The sequence below is a fragment of the Cellulosimicrobium sp. G4 BAM 1002 genome, assembly GCF_057126935.1.
In genome coordinates this window covers 2,013,408-2,036,340 of the sequence record NZ_CP182109.1, presented here as the reverse complement: position 1 = coordinate 2,036,340, position 22,933 = coordinate 2,013,408, and the positions used below count along the sequence as shown (strand labels likewise).

The 22,933-nt window shown below is 73.8% G+C and carries 22 protein-coding genes; 9 read left to right on the top strand and 13 right to left on the bottom strand.

Annotation, left to right across the window (positions count from 1 at the left end; translation table 11 throughout):
• Positions 1-30: 30 nt before the first annotated feature.
• Positions 31-465: a division/cell wall cluster transcriptional repressor MraZ gene (gene mraZ, locus ACMXGY_RS09140; protein ID WP_483776827.1), complete on the bottom strand. Its 435-nt coding sequence runs from the start codon at positions 463-465 to the stop codon at positions 31-33.
• 363 nt (positions 466-828) lie between these two features.
• Here mraZ and ACMXGY_RS09135 point away from each other — a divergent pair, with 363 nt between their 5' ends.
• The 3 genes from ACMXGY_RS09135 to ACMXGY_RS09125 are packed head-to-tail and all read left to right on the top strand — an operon-like array spanning position 829 to position 5,478.
• Complete coding sequence (locus ACMXGY_RS09135; protein WP_483776524.1) at positions 829-1,839, top strand: AAA family ATPase; 1,011 nt, start codon at positions 829-831, stop codon at positions 1,837-1,839.
• Between the two features lies 1 nt (position 1,840).
• Entirely contained in the window at positions 1,841-3,181 is a 1,341-nt protein-coding gene (locus ACMXGY_RS09130; RefSeq protein ID WP_483776523.1) for a DUF58 domain-containing protein, read from the top strand.
• Entirely contained in the window at positions 3,178-5,478 is a 2,301-nt protein-coding gene (locus ACMXGY_RS09125) for a transglutaminase TgpA family protein (RefSeq protein ID WP_483776522.1), read from the top strand. The genes ACMXGY_RS09130 and ACMXGY_RS09125 overlap by 4 nt, the downstream gene beginning before the upstream one ends.
• Here ACMXGY_RS09125 and ACMXGY_RS09120 read toward each other — a convergent pair.
• From ACMXGY_RS09120 to ACMXGY_RS09110, 3 genes are read right to left on the bottom strand one after another with little or no spacing between them, the layout of a single operon-like run.
• Complete coding sequence (locus ACMXGY_RS09120; protein ID WP_483776521.1) at positions 5,426-5,821, bottom strand: DUF3040 domain-containing protein; 396 nt, start codon at positions 5,819-5,821, stop codon at positions 5,426-5,428. The two genes, ACMXGY_RS09125 and ACMXGY_RS09120, sit on opposite strands and share 53 nt — an antisense overlap.
• Positions 5,822-5,858: 37 nt before the next feature.
• The gene (gene dinB / locus ACMXGY_RS09115) at positions 5,859-7,115 is read right to left on the bottom strand and encodes a DNA polymerase IV (RefSeq protein WP_483776520.1); all 1,257 of its coding nucleotides are present in this window, start codon (positions 7,113-7,115) and stop codon (positions 5,859-5,861) included.
• 19 nt (positions 7,116-7,134) lie between these two features.
• Complete coding sequence (locus ACMXGY_RS09110; RefSeq protein WP_483776519.1) at positions 7,135-7,578, bottom strand: SAV_6107 family HEPN domain-containing protein; 444 nt, start codon at positions 7,576-7,578, stop codon at positions 7,135-7,137.
• Positions 7,579-7,667: 89 nt separating this feature from the next.
• On the opposite strand from ACMXGY_RS09110, the gene ACMXGY_RS09105 reads away from it, so the two are divergent.
• Positions 7,668-8,627, top strand: a complete 960-nt coding sequence (locus ACMXGY_RS09105) for a spermidine synthase (RefSeq protein WP_483776518.1) — start codon at positions 7,668-7,670, stop codon at positions 8,625-8,627.
• An 81-nt stretch (positions 8,628-8,708) separates the two neighbouring features.
• Here the strand turns inward: ACMXGY_RS09105 and ACMXGY_RS09100 are convergent, their stop codons facing one another.
• From ACMXGY_RS09100 to ACMXGY_RS09080, 5 genes are all read right to left on the bottom strand, one after another.
• Complete coding sequence (locus ACMXGY_RS09100) at positions 8,709-8,912, bottom strand: cold-shock protein (RefSeq protein ID WP_125775282.1); 204 nt, start codon at positions 8,910-8,912, stop codon at positions 8,709-8,711.
• A gap of 306 nt (positions 8,913-9,218) precedes the next feature.
• Positions 9,219-10,145: a proteasome assembly chaperone family protein gene (locus ACMXGY_RS09095; RefSeq protein WP_483776517.1), complete on the bottom strand. Its 927-nt coding sequence runs from the start codon at positions 10,143-10,145 to the stop codon at positions 9,219-9,221.
• 155 nt (positions 10,146-10,300) lie between these two features.
• Positions 10,301-10,741 (bottom strand): response regulator, encoded by a 441-nt coding sequence (locus tag ACMXGY_RS09090; RefSeq protein WP_483776516.1) that lies wholly within the window; start codon positions 10,739-10,741, stop codon positions 10,301-10,303.
• Positions 10,738-12,420: a sensor histidine kinase gene (locus ACMXGY_RS09085; RefSeq protein ID WP_483776515.1), complete on the bottom strand. Its 1,683-nt coding sequence runs from the start codon at positions 12,418-12,420 to the stop codon at positions 10,738-10,740. Before ACMXGY_RS09085 ends, ACMXGY_RS09090 begins: the two co-directional genes overlap by 4 nt.
• A complete protein-coding gene (locus ACMXGY_RS09080; RefSeq protein ID WP_483776514.1) occupies positions 12,417-13,733 on the bottom strand; it encodes a PP2C family protein-serine/threonine phosphatase in 1,317 nt (438 codons plus the stop codon). The genes ACMXGY_RS09085 and ACMXGY_RS09080 overlap by 4 nt, the downstream gene beginning before the upstream one ends.
• Positions 13,734-13,892: 159 nt before the next feature.
• Between ACMXGY_RS09080 and ACMXGY_RS09075 the strand changes: the two genes are divergently transcribed.
• From ACMXGY_RS09075 to ACMXGY_RS09065, 3 genes are all read left to right on the top strand, one after another.
• The gene (locus tag ACMXGY_RS09075) at positions 13,893-16,148 is read left to right on the top strand and encodes a HelD family protein (RefSeq protein WP_483776513.1); all 2,256 of its coding nucleotides are present in this window, start codon (positions 13,893-13,895) and stop codon (positions 16,146-16,148) included.
• Positions 16,149-16,224: 76 nt separating this feature from the next.
• Entirely contained in the window at positions 16,225-17,424 is a 1,200-nt protein-coding gene (serA, locus tag ACMXGY_RS09070; protein WP_483776512.1) for a phosphoglycerate dehydrogenase, read from the top strand.
• Positions 17,425-17,543: 119 nt separating this feature from the next.
• Positions 17,544-17,963 (top strand): pyridoxamine 5'-phosphate oxidase family protein, encoded by a 420-nt coding sequence (locus ACMXGY_RS09065; RefSeq protein ID WP_483776511.1) that lies wholly within the window; start codon positions 17,544-17,546, stop codon positions 17,961-17,963.
• A gap of 68 nt (positions 17,964-18,031) precedes the next feature.
• Here ACMXGY_RS09065 and ACMXGY_RS09060 read toward each other — a convergent pair whose 3' ends face one another.
• The gene (locus ACMXGY_RS09060) at positions 18,032-18,226 is read right to left on the bottom strand and encodes a DUF5302 domain-containing protein (protein WP_483776510.1); all 195 of its coding nucleotides are present in this window, start codon (positions 18,224-18,226) and stop codon (positions 18,032-18,034) included.
• Positions 18,227-18,370: 144 nt separating this feature from the next.
• Here ACMXGY_RS09060 and ACMXGY_RS09055 point away from each other — a divergent pair, with 144 nt between their 5' ends.
• Positions 18,371-19,426 (top strand): aldo/keto reductase, encoded by a 1,056-nt coding sequence (locus ACMXGY_RS09055; RefSeq protein ID WP_483776509.1) that lies wholly within the window; start codon positions 18,371-18,373, stop codon positions 19,424-19,426.
• Between the two features lie 40 nt (positions 19,427-19,466).
• On the opposite strand, the gene nrdR is transcribed toward ACMXGY_RS09055, so the two are convergent.
• Both nrdR and ACMXGY_RS09045 read right to left on the bottom strand, forming a co-directional pair.
• The gene (gene nrdR / locus ACMXGY_RS09050) at positions 19,467-20,030 is read right to left on the bottom strand and encodes a transcriptional regulator NrdR (RefSeq protein WP_483776508.1); all 564 of its coding nucleotides are present in this window, start codon (positions 20,028-20,030) and stop codon (positions 19,467-19,469) included.
• 394 nt (positions 20,031-20,424) lie between these two features.
• Positions 20,425-20,784 carry a LysM peptidoglycan-binding domain-containing protein gene (locus tag ACMXGY_RS09045; protein ID WP_483776507.1) on the bottom strand — a complete coding sequence of 120 codons (360 nt, stop codon included), beginning with the start codon at positions 20,782-20,784 and terminating at the stop codon, positions 20,425-20,427.
• A 340-nt stretch (positions 20,785-21,124) separates the two neighbouring features.
• Here ACMXGY_RS09045 and lexA point away from each other — a divergent pair, with 340 nt between their 5' ends.
• Positions 21,125-21,853: a transcriptional repressor LexA gene (gene lexA / locus ACMXGY_RS09040; RefSeq protein ID WP_483776506.1), complete on the top strand. Its 729-nt coding sequence runs from the start codon at positions 21,125-21,127 to the stop codon at positions 21,851-21,853.
• 64 nt (positions 21,854-21,917) lie between these two features.
• Here lexA and ACMXGY_RS09035 read toward each other — a convergent pair whose 3' ends face one another.
• On the bottom strand, positions 21,918-22,931 hold the full coding sequence (locus ACMXGY_RS09035) for an L-lactate dehydrogenase (protein WP_483776505.1): 1,014 nt from the start codon (positions 22,929-22,931) through the stop codon (positions 21,918-21,920).
• Positions 22,932-22,933 lie beyond the last annotated feature (2 nt).

Sequence of the window (22,933 nt, the reverse complement as noted above, 5' to 3'; positions counted from 1 at the left end):
CCCTCCGTGCTCATCACGTGCTCGTCGTGCTCAGAACCGCAGGTCGGGGAACACCTCCTCGGCGGTGTCGGAGTACGCCGACTCCTGCTCCGCGAGGTACGTCTCCCAGGCCTGTGCGTCCCAGATCTCGACGCGCGTGCCGGCGCCGATCACGGCGACGTCACGGTCGAGACCCGCGTAGGCCCGCAGCGGCGCCGGGATCGAGACGCGTCCCTGCCGGTCGGGGATCTCGTCGCTCGCCCCCGAGAGGAAGACGCGCAGGTAGTCCCGAGCCTGCTTGCTCGTCACCGGTGCCTGACGGACCTGGTCGTACATGCGCCGGAACTCGTCCATCGGCAGCAGGAACAGACAACGCTCCTGCCCCCGCGTCATGACGAGCCCCGGTGCGAGCCGCGGCCTGAACTTCGCCGGGAGGATGAGCCTCCCCTTGTCGTCCAGGCGTGGCGTGAAGGTGCCCAGGAGCAGGCCGGAAGAGCCGCCGAGCACGTCGTCCTCGAAGCCGGACATGCACCTGGCACCTCCCCTCCTGCTCCCTGTTCCTCCACGGTACTCCACTTCCCTCCACCGCTCTCGGCGAAGCCCGGCACTTTCACCCGGCTTCGCAGGATCTCCGCAGGTGAGAGCGGGTGGAGCGCGGTGGAGGGGAGGACTCCCCATGGCGCGTCGCGGTGCCCCGGACGCCGCAACGGCGGACACCGCACGGACGACGCGGGCCCTCGGGTGCGCCGGCACGCCCTCTGCGGTCGGACGAGGGCTCCGGTTCAACTAGGCTCGTTCCCACCTGCGGTTCCCGTACCACGCCCTGCGCCACCGACGACGGAGGTCTTCGTGCTCCCCGACATCGCCCCCCTCGCGTCGTCCGACCAGAGCGGCCTCGACGGCCTCGACGAGCTCGTCGAGACGACCGGACGCATCCGGTCGGGCATCGAGTCCGTGGTCACGGGCCGCCCGGACCTCGTCACCATCACCGTCGCGGTGCTCCTCGCACAGGGACACCTGCTCATCGAGGACGTCCCGGGAGTCGGGAAGACGACGCTCGCGAAGGCGCTCGCGCGGACGATCGACTGCAAGGTCGGCCGCATCCAGTTCACGCCCGACCTGCTGCCCAGCGACCTCACCGGGGTCAACATCTACCGGGCGGCGAACCACGAGTTCGAGTTCCGGCCCGGACCGGTCTTCTCCAACATCGTCATCGGGGACGAGATCAACCGGGCGTCCCCCAAGACGCAGTCGGCCCTCCTCGAGTGCATGGAGGAAGGCCAGACGACGGTCGACGGGACGACGCACCTGCTCCCCAGCCCGTTCCTCGTCGTCGCCACCCAGAACCCGGTCGAGATGGAGGGCACGTACCCGCTCCCCGAGGCGCAGCGCGACCGGTTCATGGCGCGCCTGACCGTCGGGTACCCCGACCTCGAGGCAGAGCTGCGGATGCTCGACCGCCAGGAGGCGGACACGCCGCTCGCCCACCTGCGACCGGTGACGACCGGTGCCGACGTCCTGCGGTTCGCCGACGTCGTCCGGTCGGTCTACGCCTCGACGGCCGTCAAGCGCTACGTCCTCGACCTCGTCACCGCGACCCGCGAGCACCCGGGCCTGCGCCTCGGCGCCTCGCCCCGCACCTCGCTGCAGCTCCTGCGAGCCGCCAAGTCCGTGGCCGCGATGTCCGGTCGAGACCACGTGCTGCCCGACGACGTGCAGTACCTCGCCGTCCCGGTGCTCGCCCACCGCCTCGTCATCACGACCGAGGCGCGCCTCTCCGGCCAGGACTCCGAGGCCGTCGTCGCCTCGATCGTGGCGCAGACACCGATCCCCGCCCTGGACGCGACCGAGCGACGCTGACGTGCGCGACTCCCCGCTCCTCGCGAGGCTCCGCCGTACCCGCCGGGGCCTCGCCCGGGCGCGCCCGACGCGGCGCGGCACGACCGTGCTCGTGGCCGGTGGCGCGCTCGTCGTCCTCGGCGTCACGCTGGGGCTCCAGGACCTCGTCGGTCTGGGCGCCGCAGCGTTGCTGGCGGTCGGCGCGGCGTGGTGCTGGATGACGGTCCGGCGCATCGACCGTGGCCGCGGCGCGCTCCACGTCGCCCGCCGCGTCCAGCCCAACCCCGCCGTGCGGGGCCAGTTCACGACCGCACGCCTCACGGTCGCGGCCGCGCGCACGACGGCGACCACCGCGACGACGCTCTCCCGGCTGCGGATCAGCGAGCAGGCGGCGCACGAGCTGTGCGACCAGGGCTCGCTGCGCGCCCAGGTCGCGACCGTGGGCGACCACATCGCCGTGCGGTACCGTCTGCGCCCGCTGCGGCGAGGGCGGTGGGCGCTCGGACCGCTGCTCACGACGCGCGTCGACCTGTTCGGCCTCGTCAGCGCGACCCAGGAGCTCGGCGAGCCGACGTCGGTGGCCGTGTGGCCCCGCACCGTCGAGCTCCCCGTGCGCGGGACGCGCGCGTTCGGCGAGCACGAGCGCTCCGCGTCGGGTGCCCGGCTCTCCTCGAGCGACGACTCCGTGCTGCGCGACTACGTCGCCGGCGACGACCCCCGGCGCGTGCACTGGGCCAGCGCCGCCCGGCGCGGGCAGCTGATGGTCCGCGCCGACGAGAGCGCCGGCCTGCCGCCCGTCACCGTGCTCCTCGACCGAGGCCTCCTGCCGCACCCGGAGCTCGCCGCCACGAGCTCCCGTGCCCTCGCCGACGGCGAGTGGGCGGTCGAGTGCGCGGCGTCGATCGCCGTCTCGCTCCTGCAGGCCGGCCACCCCGTGCGGCTCGTCCCGACGTCGCTCGCCCCGGTCGTCTCGGGCGTCGGCTTCCGCGTCAACAGGTCGGGCGAGGGGCCCGCCGACCTCCTCGACGCGACCGTCGACCTCCATGGCCACCAGGCGGTGGCCGACGCGGACCGGTCCGTCGTCGCGACCGCCGACGCCCTGCGTCGCGACCGGCGACCCGGAGAGATCACCGTCGCGGTGCTCGGGCCGCTCGGCTCCGTCGCCCGGCACACCGTCGCCGCGATGGCCGCCGACGGGCTCCACCGGGCGCTCGTCGTGAGCCCCCGGCCCTGGGCCCCGGAGCACGCCGACGCCCTCGAGACCGTCTCCGCCCTGCGGTCGACCGGGGGCCACGCCGTCCTCGTCGACCCGTCCGCGCCCCTCGAGCGCGCCTGGACCCTGCTCGTGGAGGGCTCTCGATGACCACCCCCGGCAACAACCCCCTCTCGAGCGATCTCGCGCTGCGCGTCCTCGCGACCAGCGTGTGCGTCGCCGTGGCGACCCTCGCGTCGACGTACGCGCTGGGGAGCGTGATCGGTCCGGGCGGCTGGACCGGGACCGCGACGCGGACGATCGCGGTGCTGGCTCTGGTGACCGGGCTGTCCCGCTACGCCCTCGAGCGCTCGCACGCAGCGCGCGGCGAGACGCTCGCGCCGCCCGCCGCACTGCTGCCGTCGCTCGCCGGACTCGTCGTCGGGCTCTGGGCGCTCCTCGGACTGTACGGCGGGCCGACGGACCGGTTCTCCCTGCTCATCGGTCTGACCAACGTCGATCGTCTCGTCTCGCGGCTGACCACGGCCCGCGAGCTCACCCTCGCCGAGGTCGCGCCGATCGACCCGAGCCTGCCCATCGCGCTGATGGCGGTAGGCGGTGCCGTCGTCGTCTTCCTCGTCGCCGACCTCATGGCCGGAGGTCTCCGGCTCGGCGCCGGTGTGGCCATCCCACTGCTCGCGCTGTGGGTCCCCGGCCTCGTCATCGTCGGCGAGGTCCCGCCCGCGGCGTTCGTCGTGACGGTGACCGCGCTCGTCCTGCTCCTCGCGGCCGACAACCCCCATCGCACCGTGCGCCGCGGCAAGGCCGGAGCACGTGGCGTGGACGACCGCGCCGCGGGTGGCCTGCGTGCGGTCGGCGCCGTCGTCACCGCGCTCGCGGTCGCACTCGTCGGGCTCGGCATCGGGACGGCCAGCGCCTCGCTGCCCGAGGTGGCCTCCGCGTCCTGGTCCCGGCTCTTCTCCTCGGCCGGGCAGACCGTCCGGCTCTCGGACGACCTCGACATGCGCCGCGACCTCGCGGAGCGCTCCGACGAGGTGGTCCTGCGGTACCGCACGGACGGCGACGACGTCGGCCCCCTGCGGGTCTTCACGCTCACGGGCTTCGACGGGACGAACTGGCGGCGCGGCGCGGACCGCGACGGCGAGCCGGTCGACGACCCGGACCGGATCCTCTGGCCCGACGACACCGCGGGCGAGGGGCCGACGACGGTGGACGTCACGCTCGAGTCGCTGCGCGACACCAAGCTTCCCGTCCCGACGGAGCCCCGCACGCTCGACATCGGCGGGGAGTGGGCGTACGACCCCGTGCGCGACGAGGTCGTCGGTGCGCAGGCCACCGACGACGGGACGTCGTACGAGCTCGAGGTCTTCCCGCGCGCTCTCGACGCGGAGGTCCTGCGTGCCGCCTCGGGTGACGACCCGGACGACCCCAACTACCTCGACGTGCCGGCCTCCGACCACGAGCAGGACATCCGCGACCTCGCGAACGCGATCGTCGAGGGCGCCACGACCCGGTACGACCAGGCGCTCGCCCTCCAGACCTACTTCCGCGACACCTCGCAGTTCACCTACTCGACCGAGATCGCACCCGGTGACTCCGGCGACGCGGTGTGGGACTTCCTCCAGGACCGGACGGGCTACTGCGTCCAGTTCGCGACGTCGATGACGATGATGGCGAGGACCCTGGGCATCCCCGCGCGTCTCGGCGTGGGGTTCCTCCCGGGCGAACAGGTGGGCGACACCGCCTATCAGGTCACCGGCCGGGACTCGCACGCGTGGCCGGAGCTCTACTTCCCGGGGCAGGGCTGGGTGCGGTTCGAGCCCACGCCGGCGCAGCAGACCGGACCGACGCCGCGCTGGGCGACCCCCGTGAGCATCACGCCGGGAGGAGTAGCCGACCCGGGCAACGTCCCGACCCCGGGCGCCTCGGCACCCGCGCCCTCAGCACCCGCGAGCCAGGCACCGGACGTGCCCGGGACCGGCGGGACGCTGGACGGTGTGCAGGACCAGGGCGCGCCCTGGCCGGTCGTCGTCGGAGCCGCTCTGCTCGTCGTCGCCATCGTGGTCGGGGCGGTCTGGATGCTGGTCCGACGGCGGACGCAGGACGACGGCCTGCACGACGCCGAGGACGCGTGGAGCGAGCTCGTCGAACGGCTCGGCGACCTCGGGGTGCGGTGGCCGTCGTCGACCACCCCGAGACAGGTTCCCGAGAGAGTCCTCGCCACGCTGTCAGCCCGGCGCGGCCCGCACCCGCTCGACGAGGACCTCGCCGAGACGCTCGCGGAGCTCGCGACCGCGCTCGAGGAGGAGCGCTACGCGCGCCGACCGAGGGGTCTCGCGACCGAGCACCTCCGCGCGCTCGTGGACGCCGCCGTCGGCGCGGTGGAACAGTCGCTCAGCGACCGTCCTGATCGCGTCGCCGGTCCCAGCGCTCTTCCAGTCGGCTGAGGAACGGCTTGCGCGCCGGCTTGCTGGTCGCGGCAGGACGCACCGTGCCGTCGGGCTCGACCGTGCCGACCGGGCCGCTCTTCGACGCCCGTGGGCCCTGGAACACCAGCACGACCCCGGCGAACATGAGGATGAACCCCACCACTCCGATCCAGGTCTGGGACATCGCTGCGCCGAGCACCAGGAGCAGCAGGCCGCCGACGACGCCTACTCCTGCCAGGACGTAGCGCAGCGCAGATCGTCGTCGTGGCGCCTGCAGAGTGTTCGCCAACCGCGGATCGTCCGAGGTGAGCGCGCGCTCCATCTGCTCCAATACCCGCTGCTCGTACTCAGACAGAGGCATGAGCACCCCGTTTCTCCACGGTGGTCGTATGTCCCCCTCAGGATAGATCGACATCCGCGGGCGTGGTAGTCGAGGGGCCCCTGGAGGGCCCCATGGCGATGGATCTCACCCCGAACCGCCCCCGGACCGCGTCGACAGCCTCCTCGACACGCCGCCGCGACGCCGACGTCTCCTCGACCGCCTCCTCGAGAGTCGGCTGGACGACCGCCTCCGCGCGCGGCTCGAGCCCCTCGGCGCGCACACCCACGAGACGGACCGCCAGGCCTCGCAGGTCGACCCCGGCGACGAGCTCGCGTGCCACCAGGTAGATCTCGCGCGCCACGTCGGTCGGTGCCCCCAGCGTCCGCGCCCGGGTGACCGTGCGGAAGTCGCTCGTGCGGACCTTGACGCTCACCGTCCGGGTCACCAGGCCCTGGCCGCGCAGCCGGGCGGCGCACCGGTCGGCGAGCTCGAGGACCCGCGCCTGGACCGCGGAGAGGTCACGCAGGTCGTGGGAGAAGGTGGTCTCGGCCCCGATGCTGCGCTCCGACCGCTCCGGCCGGACCGGCCGGGGGTCGCGGCCCCACGCGAGGTCGTGCAGGTGGGCGCCGGCGACCTTGCCGACGGCCGACTGCAACGACGCGACGTCCGTGTCCGCGAGCTCCGCGACGGTCCGGATCCCCCACTGGGCGAGGGCCTGCTCGGTCCGCTCCCCCACGCCCCACAGCGCGCCGACGGGCAGCGTGCGCAGGAACGGGACGGTCGCGGCGGCCGGCACGAGCAGCATGCCGTCCGGCTTCGCGTGCGTGGAGGCGAGCTTGGCGACGAACTTGGTCGTCGCGATGCCCACCGAGCACGTGATCCCGTGCTCGGAGCGCACCCGGCGGCGCAGCTCGGCACCGATCCGCGTCGGCGCGCCGAGCCGGCGTCGCGCGCCGCTCACGTCGAGGAACGCCTCGTCGACGCTCACCTGCTCGACCAGCGCGGTGACCTCACCCAAGATCCCCATGACCGAGGCCGAGACCTCGTAGTAGCGCGCGTGGTCGGGCGGGACGACGATCGCCTGGGGGCACAGCCTGCGAGCGGTGACCATCGGCATCGCGGAGTGGACCCCGAAAGCCCGCGCCTCGTACGTGGCGGCCAGGACGACCCCGCGCTCCGCCCCGCCGACGATGACCGGCCGTCCCACGAGCTGCGGCCGACGCGCCAGCTCCACGGACGCGAAGAACGCGTCCATGTCGACGTGGAGGATGGAGCAGCCCTCCTCGTCGTCACCCCAGTCGCGCCGGACGACGGCGCGCGGCCCGCGGCTCACGTCCGGCTCGAGGCGCTGGTCACGAGGCCACGGTCCGGAGCCCCGGCAGGCGGACGAAGCCAGCCGCCGGGTCGACGAGCATCGCGACCTCGTCACGGAAGTCCTCGGCGCACGCGAGGAGCTCGTCCGCGCGGCGTGCGTCGACGGCGTCGAACCGTCCTGCGTCCACGGCCGCACGCACCCGAGCGCCGCTCGCGAAGTAGACCGACCAGGCGGCGAGCGCCGGCTCCGCGTCGGCCAGCTGGTCCCACACCGGCCGGGCGCGCCCACGGCGGACCGGCCGACCCCGCAGCGCGACGACCGCGGAGGCCGCCCGGAGCGCGCCGAGGTGCGCGTGCAGGAACCGCTCCGCGGGGTTCGTCGCGAGCGACGCCGCGACGAGCTCGGCCTCCGCGCGTGCCAGCAGCCGGTGCACGTCCGCCGGTACCGCGGCCGGACCCCTTGCGCCTGCGTCGTTCGTCATCGCGCACCTCCCGCTCCCACTATCGAACACCTGTTCGACTCTGTCAACGTCGCGACCGGAACCCGACCCGCGGCCCGTACGGTGGGCCCATGGCTCGCCGCACCGCCCGTCGCCCACCAGGATCCTCGGGGCCACCCACATCGTCCCGTCGACGGGGTACGCGAACGCTTCCCGCGGACCTGCCCGGGGAACCCGTCCCGACGTCCACGGGGACGGCGCACGTCGAGCGCGACCCCGACCACCCCTCGGCCGTCACCCTGTTCGTCAACGGGGTACCCAGCTCCCACCTCGACCTCGACGACCCGGGGATGCTCGCGTTCGAGTACATGCAGCAGATGGCGGCCGTCGTCGACGAGCTTCCCCCTGGCCCGCTGCGCGTCCTGCACCTCGGCGCGGCGGGCTGCAGCCTCGCGCGCTGGGTCGAGCACACCCGCCCCGGCTCGAGCCAGCTCGGCGTCGACGTCGACGCGCGGCTGCTGGAGCTCGTGCGCGAGTGGTTCGACCTGCCGCGATCCCCTCGCCTGCGACTGCGTCCGGACGACGCCCGCCGCGCCGTGGCGAGCCTTCCCGACGCGTCGTTCGACGTCGTCGTGCGCGACGTCTTCCACGGCGACAGCACCCCCGAGCACCTCGTCACGCTCGACGCCGTGGCGGACGTGCGCCGCGTGCTGCGCCCGGGAGGCGTCTACCTCGTCAACTGCGCCGACCGGCCCCCGCTCACCGCGACCCGGCGCGAGCTCGCGACGCTCGCCACGGCGCTGACCGGTCCGTCGACGTCGGAGCCCGTCGAGGGGGCCGACGGCGCGCGGCTCGCCGCGATCGCCGAGCCCGGACAGCTCAAGGGGCGGCGCTACGGCAACGTCGTGCTCGTCGCCGTGCGCGAGGGCGGTCCTCTCGACCTCGACGGCCCCGGCCTGGCACGTGCCGTCCGCTCGCTTCCGGCCCCGGCACGCGTGCTCGTCGGGGCCGAGCTCACCACGTTCGTGGGCTCGGCCACGCCGTTCACGGACCCGGCGGCGCCGACGGACGGCTCGACGGCAGACCCCTGAGACGGCAGGAGCCGCACCCCGTGCCGGGTGCGGCTCCTGCGGACTGCTCCGACCGGCTCGACGGCCGGGACGTCGGAGACGTCAGAGCGGACGGACCTGCTCCGCCTGCGGGCCCTTCGGACCCTGGGTGATCTCGAACTCGACCCGCTGCGCCTCTTCGAGCGTGCGGTACCCGTTCGTCTCGATCGCCGAGTAGTGCACGAAGACGTCGGCACCGCCGCCGTCCTGCGCGATGAACCCGTAGCCCTTCTCGGCGTTGAACCACTTCACAGAACCCTGCGCCATGCTCTTCCTCTGACCTTCTGTCCATCCGGGACATCAGCGAGCGGACCCTTCGTCCACCCCCGGTGCGCCGCAATGCCATGTCCCACGTCCTTCGCCGGCGGCCCGGCCGAGGACGGCCGGCAGGCCCCGGCGCGGCCCGCCCCGTCGGGAAGAACCACGCGTGACCTGCACCGGGTCGTGCGCAAGTACGTCACTGCAACGGGTGACAGTGTGGCACGCGCCGTGTGAGGTCCGCCACGCAGGACGCGCCGATCCGTGATGATTTTTCGGCACATAGCGGCGGACAGCTGTCGCGCGCCGGTGGTGTCAGTCCCCGGACTGCTGGGCGAGGAAGCGCTCGAACTCCGCGCCGAGCTCCTCTGCCGTGGGGATCGGCGCCGACTCGGCGAGCAGGCTCGTGCGCCCGACGGAGCGCGCGAACGCGTCGTACTGCTCCTCGAGCGCCCGCACGACCGCCGCGACCTCCTCGGAGTCGCGGACCTGGCGCTCGACCTCGGTCGTCGCGTCCTGCGCGGCCTCCGCGAGACCAGCGGTCGCGAGGTCGAGGCCCGTGACCCGCTGGACCTGCTCGAGCGCGACGACCGCCGCGGGCGGGTACGCCGACTGCGCGAGGTAGTGGGGCACGTGCACGGTGTAGCCGACGGCGTCGTGGCCCGCGCGCCCGAGCCGGAGCTCGAGGAGGGCCGCAAGGCTCGCCGGGACCTTCACGGTGCCGAACCACGACGAGTGCTCGCCGATCAGCTCGGGCCGTGTCGCGTGCGCCGTCACCGACAGCGGTCGCGTGTGCGGGATGCCCATGGGGATCCCGTGGAAGCCGACGGTGAGCGACACGCCGAGGCGCTCGACGACGTCGCGCAGCGCGGCGACGACGCGCTCCCACTGCACGTCCGGCTCCGCGCCGTGCAGGAGCAGGAAGCCGCTGCCCTCGGCGTCGCGCACGTGGTCGATCACCAGGTGAGGCTCGTCGTAGTCGCTCCAGCGGTCGGTGCTGAAGGTCATGGTCGCGCGCTTCGAGCGGTAGTCGAGGAGCTGGTCGACGTCGAAGGTCGCGACGCGTGTCACCTCACCGATCTCAAGCAGGTGCTCGACGGCGATCTCGCCCGCGTTCCCGGCGTCCACGAACCCCGCCACGGCGTGGAGCAGCACGGGCCCCGCACCGGGTTCGGGAGCCGTCGGCCACAGGCGCGCGACGGCCTGCTCGTCGAGCTCGTAGATCCCTCGAGGGTCCAGCATGCATCCTCCTCGTCACGTCCCTGCCACTTCTGCGCCCCGGCGCCGCGAGCAGCGCGAAGGGCCTGAGGACCGTAACAAGAGGGGCGGCCCGATCCTTCCCGCGTCGGCGGGTGGTCGGCACCGGTCCGGCCGACGCCTGGTCGGCCGGTGCGCGCTCAGCGACCCGGCAGGCGCACGACCGAGACGAAGAAGTCGTCGATCTGCCGCACGACGTCGATGAACCGGTCGAAGTCCACGGGCTTGGTCACGTAGGCGTTCGCGTGCAGGGAGTAGCTGCGCACCACGTCCTCCTCGGCCTCGGACGTCGTGAGGACGACGACCGGGATCTTGCGCAGCGCCTCGTCCTCCTTGAGCTCGGCGAGGACCTCGCGGCCGTCCATCCGGGGCAGGTTGAGGTCGAGGAGGATGAGGTCGGGTGTCGGCGCGTCGGCGTGCTCGCCCTGCTTGCGCAGGAACTCGAGCGCGCTCACGCCGTCGGAGACCACCGAGAGGCGGTTCGTGACCTTGTGGTCCTCGAAGGCCTCGCGCGTCATGAGCACGTCGCCGGGGTCGTCCTCGACCAGCAGGACGTCGATCGGCTTGCTGCCGTTGCTCATGCGGTGCTCTCCTCGTCGTCGTGGCCCGCGCGGGGTGCCGTCTCCAGCGTCGCGTCGCCGCGGTCGGAGCGAGCGTAGCCGACCTGGGCGTGCACGTACGCGTGGGCGAGCGTGAAGCGGATCGTCGTGCCGCCCTCGCGCGGCTCGATCCAGATGCGGCCGCCGTGGTACTCGACGATGCGCTTGCACAGCGCGAGCCCGATCCCCGTGCCCTCGTACACGTCCTTGGCGTGCAGGCGCTGGAAGATCACGAACACGCGCTCCGCGTACTGCGGGTCGATCCCGATCCCGTTGTCCGCGACGGAGAACTCCCAGTGCGTGTCCCGCGCGAGGACGCCGACGTGCACGACGGGGGCGCGGTCGGGGTCACGGAACTTCAGGGCGTTGCCCAGGAGGTTGGCGAGCAGCTGGTGGAGCAGGGCGCTCTCGCCGACGACGACGGGCAGCGGGTCGTGCGTGATCGTCGCGCCGGTCGCGGCGATGGTCTCGGAGGCGTCCTCGACCACTGTCTCGAGCGCGCGCTCGAGGTCCACGTCGACCCGCTCGGTCCCGGTGCGCCCGACGCGGGAGAACCCGAGCAGGTCCTGGATGAGCCGTTGCATGCGCTTGGCGCCGTCGACCGCGAAGTCGATGTACTGGTCGGCGCGCTCGTCGAGCTCGCCCCCGTACCGCTTCTTCAGGAGCTGGGTGAAGCTCGCGACCTTGCGCAGCGGCTCCTGCAGGTCGTGCGACGCGACGTACGCGAACTGCTCGAGGTCGCGGTTCGAGCGCTCGAGTTCGCTCGCCTGCTCGGCCAGGAGCTGGTGCGAGCGCGCCGCGTCCTCGTGCGACGCCTTGATCTCGGCGACCTGGTTCACGAGCTCGACCCGCATGTGCTCGACGTCCTGCGCGAGGTCGGCGATCTCGGCCGGGCCCGACGTCACGACGGGCTCGTCGAGCCGTCCCGAGCTCACGAGCCGCACGCGGTGCGCGAGCGCCGCCATCGGCTCCGTCACCCACCGCTTGAGGCAGACCCAGAGGATGATGCCCACCGCGAGCGCCGAGCCGACGAGGACGAGGACGCTCCCGAAGAGCGCACGGCTCCACCGGTCGAGCGCCTCGACGTGCTCGACCCGGTCCGCGCGCAGCGCAGCGACGTAGTCGGACGTGTCCGACCGCGCCTGCCCGAACAGCTCGGCCCCGCGCGTCTGCTCGCGTGCGGTGACCCGGGCCGGCCACTGCTCCTCGGTCGTCTCGATCGCCGGCTCGGCGTACTCCGTCACCCAGGCACGGACGGACTCGTCGGCCTGCGCCATCGCCGCGGCGAGGTCGTCGTCGATCTCCAGGCCCTCGAGGAGCGTCGGGTCGGGGACCACGCCGCGCGCGTCGGGGCCGACGGCCCGCGTGTACGCCTCGAGCGCGGTGGCGTCCGCGGTGGCGACGAAGGCCCGCACGGCGACCTCGGCGTCGAGCAGTCCGACGTAGGCTGCGTCCGCCTGCGTGACGGCCTCGAAGTACGGCCCGGTGACCTCGCCCTGCAGCGTGACCACGCGCGACAGCGCGATCGCCGACGTCGCGAGGACCCCGAGGAGGATCACCCCGGCGACGACGAGCGCCCAGCCGAGCCTGCGACGCAGCGTCGGGGCGCGGGTGGCGGTACGGGGCGCTGCGCCGCGCCGGCCGTCGGGTGCCACGCTCACCGGGCCCACTCGTCGGAGTCCGCGAGCGTCGCCGTGCGCTCGCCGGGCGACGTGGCGTCGCCGCCCCAGCCGATGACGAGGAGCGCGGCGTCGTCCGCCAGCGGCCCGCCGTGCAGGTCCCGCACGCGGTGGAAGACGCGCTCCACGACTCCTTCCGTACCGTGCTCGAGCGCCGCGTCGACGGCGCTGCGCAGGCCCTCGACCCCGACGCGCTCCGGTCGCGCGCGGACGTCGGCACCCTCCCGCCGCCCCGCGACGGTGGCCTCGACGAGTCCGTCGGTGTAGAGCATGAGTGCCCAGCGCTCCCCCAGGTCGACCTCCTGCGGCGTCCAGCCACCGGAGACCGGGATCCCGAGCGCGCGGCCCCGGGCCGTCGGGCGGATCTCCGTCGACGTCTCCCGCAGGAGCAGCGGCGCGAGGTGACCCGCGAGGTAGATCTGGGCGCGGCGCCGGTCCGCGGAGACGACGACCTGGCACAGGGTCACGAAGACCTCGGAGCGCGCGCGCTCCGGCACGAGGACGCGCTCGAGCAGCGGCAGGATCGCGCCCGGCTCGGTGTCGCTGAGGACGATGGTGCGCCATGCGGTGCGCAGCGTCGCCCCCAGCGCGGCCTCGTCCGGTCCGTGGCCCGCGACGTCGCCGATGACGCACAGGACGGACCCGTCCGGGCGCTCGACGGCGTCGTAGAAGTCCCCGCCCAGGAGGCCGTTGCCTCCCGGGACGTACCCGACCATCACGTCGAGGCGGTCGTCCTGCACGAGCGGGGTGGGCAGGAGCGCACGCTCCAGGCGGGCCGTCTCCGCGGCCCGGACCTCGCTGCGGTACAGCGCGCGCTGCTGCTCGACGGACATGCGGCGCTGGACCGCGTAGCGCACCGAGCGCCCGAGCAGGTCGCCGTCGACCTCGCCCTTGACGAGGTAGTCGTCGGCTCCGGCCGCGACCGCCTGCACGCCGAGGTCGATGCCGGCGTGGCCCGTGAGCACGACGAGGGCGGGCGGGTGGGTGCCCGCCCGGACCCGCTCGACGGCGGACAGGCCCACGGAGTCCGGGAGGCCGAGGTCCAGCAGGACGCAGTCGACGTGGTGGGTGCGGAGCATGTCGAGCGCGGCGTCGAGCGTCGTCGCCCGGTGGAGCTCGACCTTGAGGTTCGCGTCGGAGAGCAGCTCCCCGACGAGGACCGCGTCGCCGTCGTCGTCCTCGACGAGGAGGATGCGCAGCTCGTCGGTGGGCGCGAGCACGGCGCGCTGCGGGCGCGGCACCTCGCCCCGTGCCGAGGGCCCCTCGGGGGGGACCTGCCGGTCGTTCCCGGTCACGACGCCCGCTCCCCTCTGGTCGCCATGGCCCCCGATCCTAGCGGGCGGCTCCCGTGCGGCCCTCCCGCTCGCGCGCGTGTCTGCGACGGGCTCCCGGTGCGCCATAATGGACGGCCGCACCGGCGGGGACGACGGGGAGCGGGTCGACGAAGGGACAGCGTGGGACGCATCGACGAGCTCCGGCTCGAGCAGGACGTCGTGGACACCCTCTACGCGCGCCTCGACGAGCTGCGCGCGGCGGCACGGGCACGGCTCGACGCCGTGCGTCGCTCGGGCCCTTCGGGGTCGCCGCAGAACCGCAGCGAGCGCGACGCGTTCGCGACCCTCTACGAGGACCGCGTCGCCCAGCTCGACGCCGTCGAGGACCGCCTGGCGTTCGGCCGCCTCGACCTGGAGGACGGCGCCGCCCGGTACGTCGGCCGCATCGGGCTCGCCGACGCCGAGCACACGTCCCTGCTCACCGACTGGCGTGCTCCCGCCGCCCAGGCCTTCTACCGCGCGACGGCGGCACACCCCGACGGAGTCGTGCGCCGTCGCCACCTCGTGACGCGCGGGCGCGAGGTGACCGGGCTCGAGGACGAGCTCCTCGACCTCGACGCGCCCGCCGACGTCACCGGGACCACGCTGTCCGGCGAGGGCGCGCTGCTCGCCGCGATGGCGGCGGGCCGCACGGGGCGCATGGGCGACATCGTCGCGACGATCCAGGCCGAGCAGGACACGATCATCCGCTCGGCGCTGGCCGGCGCGCTCGTCGTGCAGGGCGGGCCGGGCACGGGCAAGACCGCGGTCGCGCTGCACCGCGCGGCGTACCTGCTCTACGCGCACCGGCGCGTGCTCGAGCGCTCCGGCGTGCTGCTGGTGGGCCCGAGCCTGTCGTTCCTGCGCTACATCGACCAGGTGCTGCCGTCCCTGGGCGAGACCGGTGTCGTCAGCACGACGATCGCAGACCTCCTGCCCGGGATCGTCGCGGACGGCCACGAGGACCCGCAGGTCGCGCGCGTCAAGGGGCGGGCGGTCATGGCGCGCGCGGTGCGCCGCGCCGTGCGGGCCCGCGAGCGCGTCCCCGCGCAGGACGTCCCGGTGCGTCTCGACGGCCGCGACCTCGTGATCCGCCGGCGGGACGTGCGGGACGCGATCGCGAAGGCGCGGCGCGCGCACAAGCCGCACAACCTCGCTCGCGTGACGTTCGTGCGCGAGATGCTCTCGCGGCTCGTGGACCAGTACGGCACGCAGCTCGGCGAGCCGCTCGTCGGCGAGGACCGGGCCGTCGTCCTCGAGGACCTGCGCTCGCACCGCGACGTGCGTGTGGCGCTGAACCTCGCGTGGCTCCCCCTCACGCCCGAGCGGCTCGTGGAGGACCTGTTCACCAAGCCGCACCGCCTCGCCGAGGCGGCGCCCGAGCTCTCGCCGGAGGACCGGCGGCTGCTCGCGCGGCCGAAGGGCTCTCCCTGGACCCCGGCGGACGTCCCGCTCCTCGACGAGGCGGCCGAGCTGCTCGGCGAGGACGACCAGGCCGAGCGCGCGGAGGCCGCGGCCCAGGCGGCGCAGCGCGCGCAGGACCTCGAGTACGCGCGCCAGGTGCTCGAGTCGTCGGGCGCGGGCGCCGGGATCGTCGGCGCCGACGTTCTCGCCGAACGGTTCGCCGCGAGCGGTCCCCGGCTCACGACGGCGGAGCGCGCCGTGCAGGACCGGTCGTGGACGTACGGGCACGTCGTGGTCGACGAGGCGCAGGAGCTGTCGGCGATGGCGTGGCGCATGCTCGTGCGTCGCTGCCCGACGCGCTCGTTCACGATCGTCGGCGACGTGGCGCAGACGTCGTCGCCCGCGGGCGCCCGCTCGTGGCGGGGGATGCTCGACCCGGTGTTCCGCGACGCGTGGCGGCTCGAGGAGCTCACCGTCAACTACCGCACCCCGGCCGCGGTCGCGGACGCGGCCCGGCGCGCGGCCGTCGCCGCGGGCCTGCCGGTCTCGCCCCTGACGTCCGCGCGCGAGGTCCCCGACGCGCTGCGCGTCGTCACCGTCCCGAGCGAGGGCCTGGCCGAGCCGGCCGGTCCCGACGGGACGACGGACCTCGTCGCGGCGGTCCGCGCGCAGGTCGAGGCCGCGCGGGCGGAGTTCGTGGCGGACGACGCCGGTCGCGTCGCCGTCGTGGCGGCGCGCGGGAGCACCGCCGGCCTGCGCAGAGGGCTCGGCGTCGAGGACGGCAGCACCGACGCGTCCGTCGTCGTGCTCGACCCCGTGGAGGTCAAGGGCCTCGAGTTCGACGCCGTCGTGCTCGTCGAGCCGGCCGACGTCGCGGAGGGACCGTCGGGTCCGTCGGACCTGTACGTCGCCATGACGCGCCCGACGCAGCGGCTCGTCGTCGTGCACGCGCGCGACCTGCCGGTCGGGATCGCTGAGCCGCCCGTGGCGTGACCGGGACGCCGTTCACCTCGTCCCGAGGGTCAAGACCCGTTTGGTCGGCGCGCACTCCACGGCGCACCATGGGTGGGTGCTACGCGCCCTCCTCCTCGAAAACCTGCACCCCCTCGCCGCCTCGAACCTCGAGGCCGCCGGGATCGACGTCACCGTCCGCACCGGCGCCCTCGACGAGTCCGAGCTCATCGAGGCTCTGGACGGCGTCCACCTGCTCGGCATCCGGTCCAAGACGAACGTCACCGCGAACGTGCTCGAGCACGCCCCCGACCTCGTGGCGCTCGGCGCGTTCTGCATCGGCACCAACCAGATCGACCTGCGGTCCGCCGCGACCCAGGGCGTGGCCGTCTTCAACGCCCCGTTCCAGAACACGCGCTCGGTGGTCGAGATCGCGCTCGCCGAGATCATCGCGCTGACGCGCCGCCTCACCGAGCGCGACAAGGCCCTGCACGAGGGCCGCTGGGACAAGTCGGCGGAGGGCGCGCACGAGGTGCGCGGCCGCACGCTCGGCATCGTCGGCTACGGCAACATCGGCACCCAGCTCTCCGTCGTCGCCGAGAACCTCGGCATGTCGGTGGTGTTCTACGACACGGCCGAGAAGCTCGCGCTCGGCAACGCGCGCCGCATGGACACGCTCGACGAGCTGCTCGAGCAGGCCGACGTCGTGACGCTGCACGTCGACGGCCGCCAGGGGAACGCCGGCCTGTTCGGCGCGAAGCAGTTCGCCCGCATGCGCCCGGGCGCGATCTTCCTCAACCTGTCGCGTGGCTTCGTCGTCGACTACGGCGCCCTGCGCGAGGCGATCGTCGCGGGCCACGTCTCCGGGGCGGCCGTCGACGTCTTCCCGCACGAGCCGAAGCGCAAGGGCGACGCGTTCGACTCCGAGCTGCGCGGCCTGCCGAACGTCATCCTCACGCCGCACATCGGCGGGTCGACCGAGGAGGCCCAGGAGGCCATCGGTCAGTTCGTCTCCGCGAAGCTGCGCGACTACCTGACCACCGGTTCGACGACGCTGAGCGTCAACCTGCCGAACCTCGCGCTCGAGCAGACCACGGGCATCACGCGCATCACGCACCTGCACCGCAACACCCCGGGCGTGCTCGCCGCCGTCAACGCGACCCTCGCCGAGCACGGCACCAACATCGAGGGCCAGCTCCTCGCGACCCGCGGCGAGCTCGGCTACGTCGTCACCGACGTCGGCTCGCGCGTCGAGCCGGCGGTCATCGAGGCCCTCGCGGGCATGGACCAGACGATCGCGCTGCGCGTCCTCGACTGACCGCCGCACCTGGCGACCGCGGGTCGCGACGGCACCGAGCGAGCGCATCCGGCGAAGGTCCACGGCGACGGGGACCTTCGCCGCTGCGCGCCCGCTGCGGCCCGGTGCCACGATGGGGCATGACCGGATACTCGAACGAGGGACCGCAGGTCCTCGACGTCGACGCGTCGTGGGAGCTCGTGGAGGGCACCCGCGTCGCGCGTCTCGCCGTGAGCGTGCGGGGCGAGCCCGACATCTTCCCCGTGACGGTCGGCGCGCACGACCGGACGATCGCCTTCCGGACCGTGCCCGGGACCAAGCTCGCGACGCTCGTGACCAACGAGCGCGTCGCGCTGGAGTGGGACGACGTCAGCGACGACGGCGCGTGGAGCGTCGTCGTGCACGGCGTGGCACGCCGACTCGTCACGGAGCACGAGATCGCCGAGGTCGCGCGTGCCGTCGACGGGCTCGCGCCGACGGTCGACGTGCCGACCGAGGAGTGGGTCGTCGTCGAGCCGCACGAGATGACCGGACGACGGTTCGTGCGTCCTGCGAGCTGACGCCCCCGGACGCACGTCGTCCGGCCCCCGAACGGGGAGCCGGACGACGGAGCGGTGCCTGCGGCGGGTCAGCCGGACTTGCGGCGGAACGTGCGCTGGACGGGGCCGACGGTCTCCGAGCCGTGCACCGAGCCGGTGTTCGTCTCGCCGTCCGCCGTCCGGTGCTGCGCCGCGTTCTTGCGGTCGAGCGCCTCGCGGAACTTCGCCTTGGCCTCGTCGGTCGGTGCGGTGTCTGCAGCAGGTCGCTGCGCGTCGGACGCCATGGGCGGGCTCCTCGTCGGTGGGGGATGCGGACGGGCCCGACTGGCGGACCCACGGCCAGGGTCTCGCACCGCCTCCGGCAGCGCCACCTGATTTCGCCGCCGGCGCAGCCGCCCGCTCGTGCCGGGTCCGGTAGCGTCGAGCACGTGTCGCCCACACCGCTCCCGACCGCCCCTGGCTCGCTCCCGCACCGACGGCTCGGCCGCAGCGGTCTTACGCTCCCCGCGCTCTCCCTGGGGCTGTGGCAGAACTACGGCGACGCCGACCCTGCGGGCACGCAGCGCGAGATCGTGCTGCACGCGGTGGACCGCGGCGTGACCCACCTCGACCTCGCGAACAACTACGGCCCGCCCGGCGGCGCGGCCGAGGAGTCGCTCGGCAGGCTGCTCGCCCGCGACCTGCGGCCCGTGCGCGACGAGCTCGTCGTGACGACCAAGGCGGGCTACCGCATGGGACCTGGCCCGTACGGCGAGGGCGGCTCGCGCAAGTACCTGCTCTCCTCCCTCGACGCGTCGCTGCGCCGGCTCGGCCTCGACCACGTCGACATCTTCTACAGCCACCGCTTCGACCCCACGACACCGCTCACCGAGACCGTCGGCGCCCTCGCGACGGCGGTTCGCTCCGGCCGGGCCCGGTACGCCGGGATCTCGTCGTACTCGGCACGCCGTACGCGAGAGGCGCTCGACGTCGCGGCCGGCCTCGGCCTGCACCTCGTCGTGACGCAGGTGTCGTACTCGATGCTCAACCGCTGGATCGAGGAACCGGACCCGACGGACGCGGCCGGGCAGAGCCTGCTCGACGTGGCCGGACGGTCCGGCACGGGGGTCGTCGCGTTCTCACCGCTCGCGCAGGGAATGCTCACCGACCGCTACCTCGACGGCGTCCCCGAGTCGTCGCGCGCGGCGCGCGGCGGGCCGCTGCGCCGGGAGTTCCTCCGCGAGGAGAACCTCGCCCACGTCCGCCGGCTCGACCGGCTCGCGCGCTCGAACGGGAGGTCGCTCGCGCAGACCGCCGTCGCGTGGGCCCTGCGCGACGAGCGCGTGACGTCAGTGCTCCTCGGTGCGAGCTCGACCCGGCAGCTCGACGAGAACCTCGCAGCGCTCGACGGCCCGCCGCTCACGGCCGAGGAGCTCGACGCCGTCCGGGCGATCCCCGCGGACAGCGGCATCAACATCTGGGCGGCCCGGTCGAGCGACCTGTAGGCGGGCCGCGGTTCGATCCCGGGATCTCCCGCGGGTGCCGTCAGCGCGTCGACGCCGCCTCCTGGACCGGGTCGTCGGGGCCGGATCCTTCACCGCCCGGTCCCTCGCCGTCGCGGTCCACGGTGTCGCCCGACCCGGGCGCCGAGCGCCGACGTTCGGCGCGCTCGACCCGCAACGAGGTGATCGCGCTCTCGAAGTCCTCGAGGGAGTCGAACGCCTGGTAGACGCTCGCGAACCGCAGGTAGGCGACCTCGTCGAGCTCCCGCAGGGGGCCGAGGATCGCGAGACCGATCTCGTAGGCGTCGAGCTCCGCGCTGCCGCTCGCGCGGATCGTCTCCTCGACGCGCTGCGCCAGGACGGCCAGGTCGTCCTCGTTGACCGGGCGGCCCTGGCACGCCTTGCGGACGCCGTTGACGATCTTCTCCCTCGAGAACGGCTCGGTGACGCCCGACCTCTTGACGACGGACAGGCTCGCGGTCTCGATCGTCGTGAACCGGCGGTTGCACTCCGGGCACTGGCGCCGACGGCGGATCGACGCGCCGTCGTCGGAGGTACGCGAGTCGACGACTCGGGAGTCCGCGTGGCGGCAGAAAGGGCAGTGCATGGGCGGGCTCCTCCGCGGGGTCGCGCCGGCGCCGTCGGCGTCGGCGCGTCGAACGTAAGCCGTCGCGGCGTGCGCGTGCAACACGCGCCCTGGGTGGGACCTTCCCGGGCGCGGACAGCAGAACGGGGGCGGTCGATTCCGACCGCCCCCGTCGGGACGCCCCCGTCCCCATCTCGCGCATGACTCGCCTCACGCGCGCCGACGTGCGCAGGAGCCGCGGTGGACCGCGTGCTCCTCGCCTCTTCGCCCAGCCCCCCAGCCCGGCGTGTGAGGTGAGACTAACTTAGGTAGTCCTCATCACTCCGCGCAACCCCTGAGGGCGATCGAGGTCCGGCCGCACGACGTGTCCTCGATCACACCCCGAGCGAGCGCGCGAAGGGCATCGAGCTCCGCGTCACGCGCTCTCGACCGGCAGGAGCACGCGCTGCCCCACCTGGAGCCCGGCCGACGGGAGCTCGTTGAGCTCGACGAGACCACCCACGACGTCCCGGAGGTCATCGCCCGGATCGGCGACTGCCGCGGCGAGGTCCCACAGGGTCTCGCCCGCCGACACCACGTGGACCCGCACCTCGACGGGCTCACCGGGGCCACCTGCCACCGCGGAACCCACCCGGGCGGCGAGCAGGGCGACGAGAGCGACGAGCAGGACGAGCACCACCCGACCTCGGCGCGTGAGGCGCAGACGACCCTCGGGCGCCTGCTGACGCACCCGCGAGATGCCCGGCCCGGACGCCGACAGCGTGATCGTGCTCATGTCTTCCCCGTCCCGGCCCCTGGGGCGGATCGCCTTCCCCGGTCGATCCGCCCCACGAGCCCCGTCGTCCGTCCGCCGACATGTCGCCGGTCGAACACCTGTACGTAGAACATCTGTACGAAGGTCTATCACGAACCACCGACGGAGTCGAGACATGCTCGAACAAATGTTTGATTCGTGTCGCGCTCTCCCCTAACCTGGGGGCAGGTCGGTTCGCCGGACATGTCCATCCCTGGACGCTCCGGCACGGCCGGAGCCCGGGGCGCTCGTCCCGGGTGAGGGAGGCCGGGAGCGGGCAGTCGAGCTCCGCGGCCCGCGACGGACGAGGGCGGAGCGGACCATGGCGGGACGAGGCACGGACAGCGCACGGGGGCTCGCCGAGGTGCGCGAGCTCCCGGACGGCTCGGCGGGGGGCGACGGGCTGACCCCGCGCCAGCGTCTCGTGCTCGAGACCATCAGGGCGTGCGTCGAGCAGCGCGGGTACCCGCCCAGCATGCGCGAGATCGGCGAGGCCGTCGGCCTGACGAGCCCGTCGTCGGTGAAGCACCAGCTCACGACGCTCGAGCGCAAGGGGTACCTGCGCCGGGACCCGAACCGGCCCCGGGCCATCGAGGTCGTCCAGCCCGACGACGCGCGGCGCGCCACGTCCCTCACCGCGTCCGCGCCCCAGCCCGAGTACGACGAGGCGCACCCCGCGCCGTCCTACGTGCCCGTCGTCGGACGGATCGCCGCAGGCGGTCCGATCCTCGCCGAGCAGGTGGTCGAGGACGTCTTCCCGCTGCCTCGCCAGCTGGTCGGCGAGGGCGAGCTGTTCCTCCTCCGCGTGCAGGGCGACTCGATGATCGAGGCCGCGATCTGCGACGGCGACTGGGTGGTCGTGCGCCGGCAGCCCGTCGCGGAGAACGGCGAGATCGTCGCAGCGATGATCGACGGCGAGGCGACGGTCAAGAGTCTGCGCCGCGCCGACGGGCACGTCTGGCTCATGCCGCGCAACGCCGCGTACGACCCGATCCCCGGCGACGACGCCCAGGTCCTCGGTCGCGTCGTCTCGGTGCTGCGCAGCCTCTGAGCACGCCGGGAGCCGGGTGGTCGAGGACGATCACCCGGCTCCGTGCGTGCTCACGCTCGGGCGCTCAGAGCCCGAAGCGGCGTGCGACGGCCCTCAGCGAGTCGGCCGAGGCGTGCAGTCCCGCGAGCTCCTCGCCCGACAGGGGAACCTCCACGCGCTCTACGGCCCCACGCCGGTCGACGAGCGTCGGCAACGACAGGCACACGTCCTCGATGCCGTAGTCGCCCGCGAGCAGCGTCGACACGGGCAGGATGCGGTGCTCGTCGTCGAGCACGGCCTCGATGATCCGTGTGCCGGCGAGGCCGACGGCGTAGTTCGTCGCCCCCTTGCCCTCGATGATCCGGTAGGCCGAGTGCACCACCTCGTGCGCGATCTCTGCCCGAACCTCCGCCGTGAGCGGCCCCGCACCGCCGATCCCGCGCCATTCCAGCAGGGGTGTCCCACCGATCGTGGCGGAGCTCCACAGGGGGATCTCGGTGTCGCCGTGCTCGCCGGCGACGTAGGCGTGCACGTTCTGCACCGCGACCCCGCAGTGCTGGGCGACGAGGAAGCGCAGCCGTGACGAGTCGAGGACCGTCCCGCTGCCGAACAGCTGCTGCGGGGGCAGGCCGGAGATCTTGAGCGCGGCGTACGTGACGATGTCGACCGGGTTCGTGACCATGACGTAGGTCGCGTCGGGTGCGACCTCCACCAGCCCGGGCAAGATCTTGCGGACGAGGCCGATGGTGGCCTCGGCGAGGTCGAGCCGCGTCTGGCCGGGCTTCTGCTTGGCGCCCGCCGTCACCACGACGACGTCGGCGTCCGCGCACACCGCGACGTCGTCGGAGCCCTCGACGCGGGCCATCGGCATGAACTGGATGCCGTGCTGGAGGTCGAGGACCTCGGCCTCGACCTTGGCGCGGTTGACGTCGAGCAGCGCGACCGTCCGCGCCGCGCCACGCATGAGCGCCGCGTAGGCGAGCGTCGACCCGACGGCGCCAGCGCCCACGATCGCGAGCTTCGTGGTCCGCGCGCCTCCCCCTCCGGAACCTCCCGTCGTCGCGCCCTCGCTGTCCTGCCCGGACGTGCTCGTGGTCATCT

What these genes read in the sequence shown, in the direction of transcription:
- nrdR (WP_483776508.1), bottom strand. Translation starts at nt 20,030, where the DNA reads ATGCACTGCCCTTTCTGCCGCCACGCGGACTCCCGAGTCGTCGACTCG.
- ACMXGY_RS09100 (WP_125775282.1), bottom strand. Translation starts at nt 8,912, where the DNA reads ATGGCGCAGGGTTCTGTGAAGTGGTTCAACGCCGAGAAGGGCTACGGG.
- ACMXGY_RS09090 (WP_483776516.1), bottom strand. Translation starts at nt 10,741, where the DNA reads ATGAGCAACGGCAGCAAGCCGATCGACGTCCTGCTGGTCGAGGACGAC.
- ACMXGY_RS09065 (WP_483776511.1), top strand. Translation starts at nt 17,544, where the DNA reads ATGACCGGATACTCGAACGAGGGACCGCAGGTCCTCGACGTCGACGCG.
- ACMXGY_RS09045 (WP_483776507.1), bottom strand. Translation starts at nt 20,784, where the DNA reads ATGAGCACGATCACGCTGTCGGCGTCCGGGCCGGGCATCTCGCGGGTG.
- ACMXGY_RS09125 (WP_483776522.1), top strand. Translation starts at nt 3,178, where the DNA reads ATGACCACCCCCGGCAACAACCCCCTCTCGAGCGATCTCGCGCTGCGC.
- ACMXGY_RS09110 (WP_483776519.1), bottom strand. Translation starts at nt 7,578, where the DNA reads ATGACGAACGACGCAGGCGCAAGGGGTCCGGCCGCGGTACCGGCGGAC.
- ACMXGY_RS09105 (WP_483776518.1), top strand. Translation starts at nt 7,668, where the DNA reads ATGGCTCGCCGCACCGCCCGTCGCCCACCAGGATCCTCGGGGCCACCC.
- ACMXGY_RS09060 (WP_483776510.1), bottom strand. Translation starts at nt 18,226, where the DNA reads ATGGCGTCCGACGCGCAGCGACCTGCTGCAGACACCGCACCGACCGAC.
- lexA (WP_483776506.1), top strand. Translation starts at nt 21,125, where the DNA reads ATGGCGGGACGAGGCACGGACAGCGCACGGGGGCTCGCCGAGGTGCGC.
- ACMXGY_RS09120 (WP_483776521.1), bottom strand. Translation starts at nt 5,821, where the DNA reads ATGCCTCTGTCTGAGTACGAGCAGCGGGTATTGGAGCAGATGGAGCGC.
- ACMXGY_RS09095 (WP_483776517.1), bottom strand. Translation starts at nt 10,145, where the DNA reads ATGCTGGACCCTCGAGGGATCTACGAGCTCGACGAGCAGGCCGTCGCG.
- ACMXGY_RS09035 (WP_483776505.1), bottom strand. Translation starts at nt 22,931, where the DNA reads ATGACCACGAGCACGTCCGGGCAGGACAGCGAGGGCGCGACGACGGGA.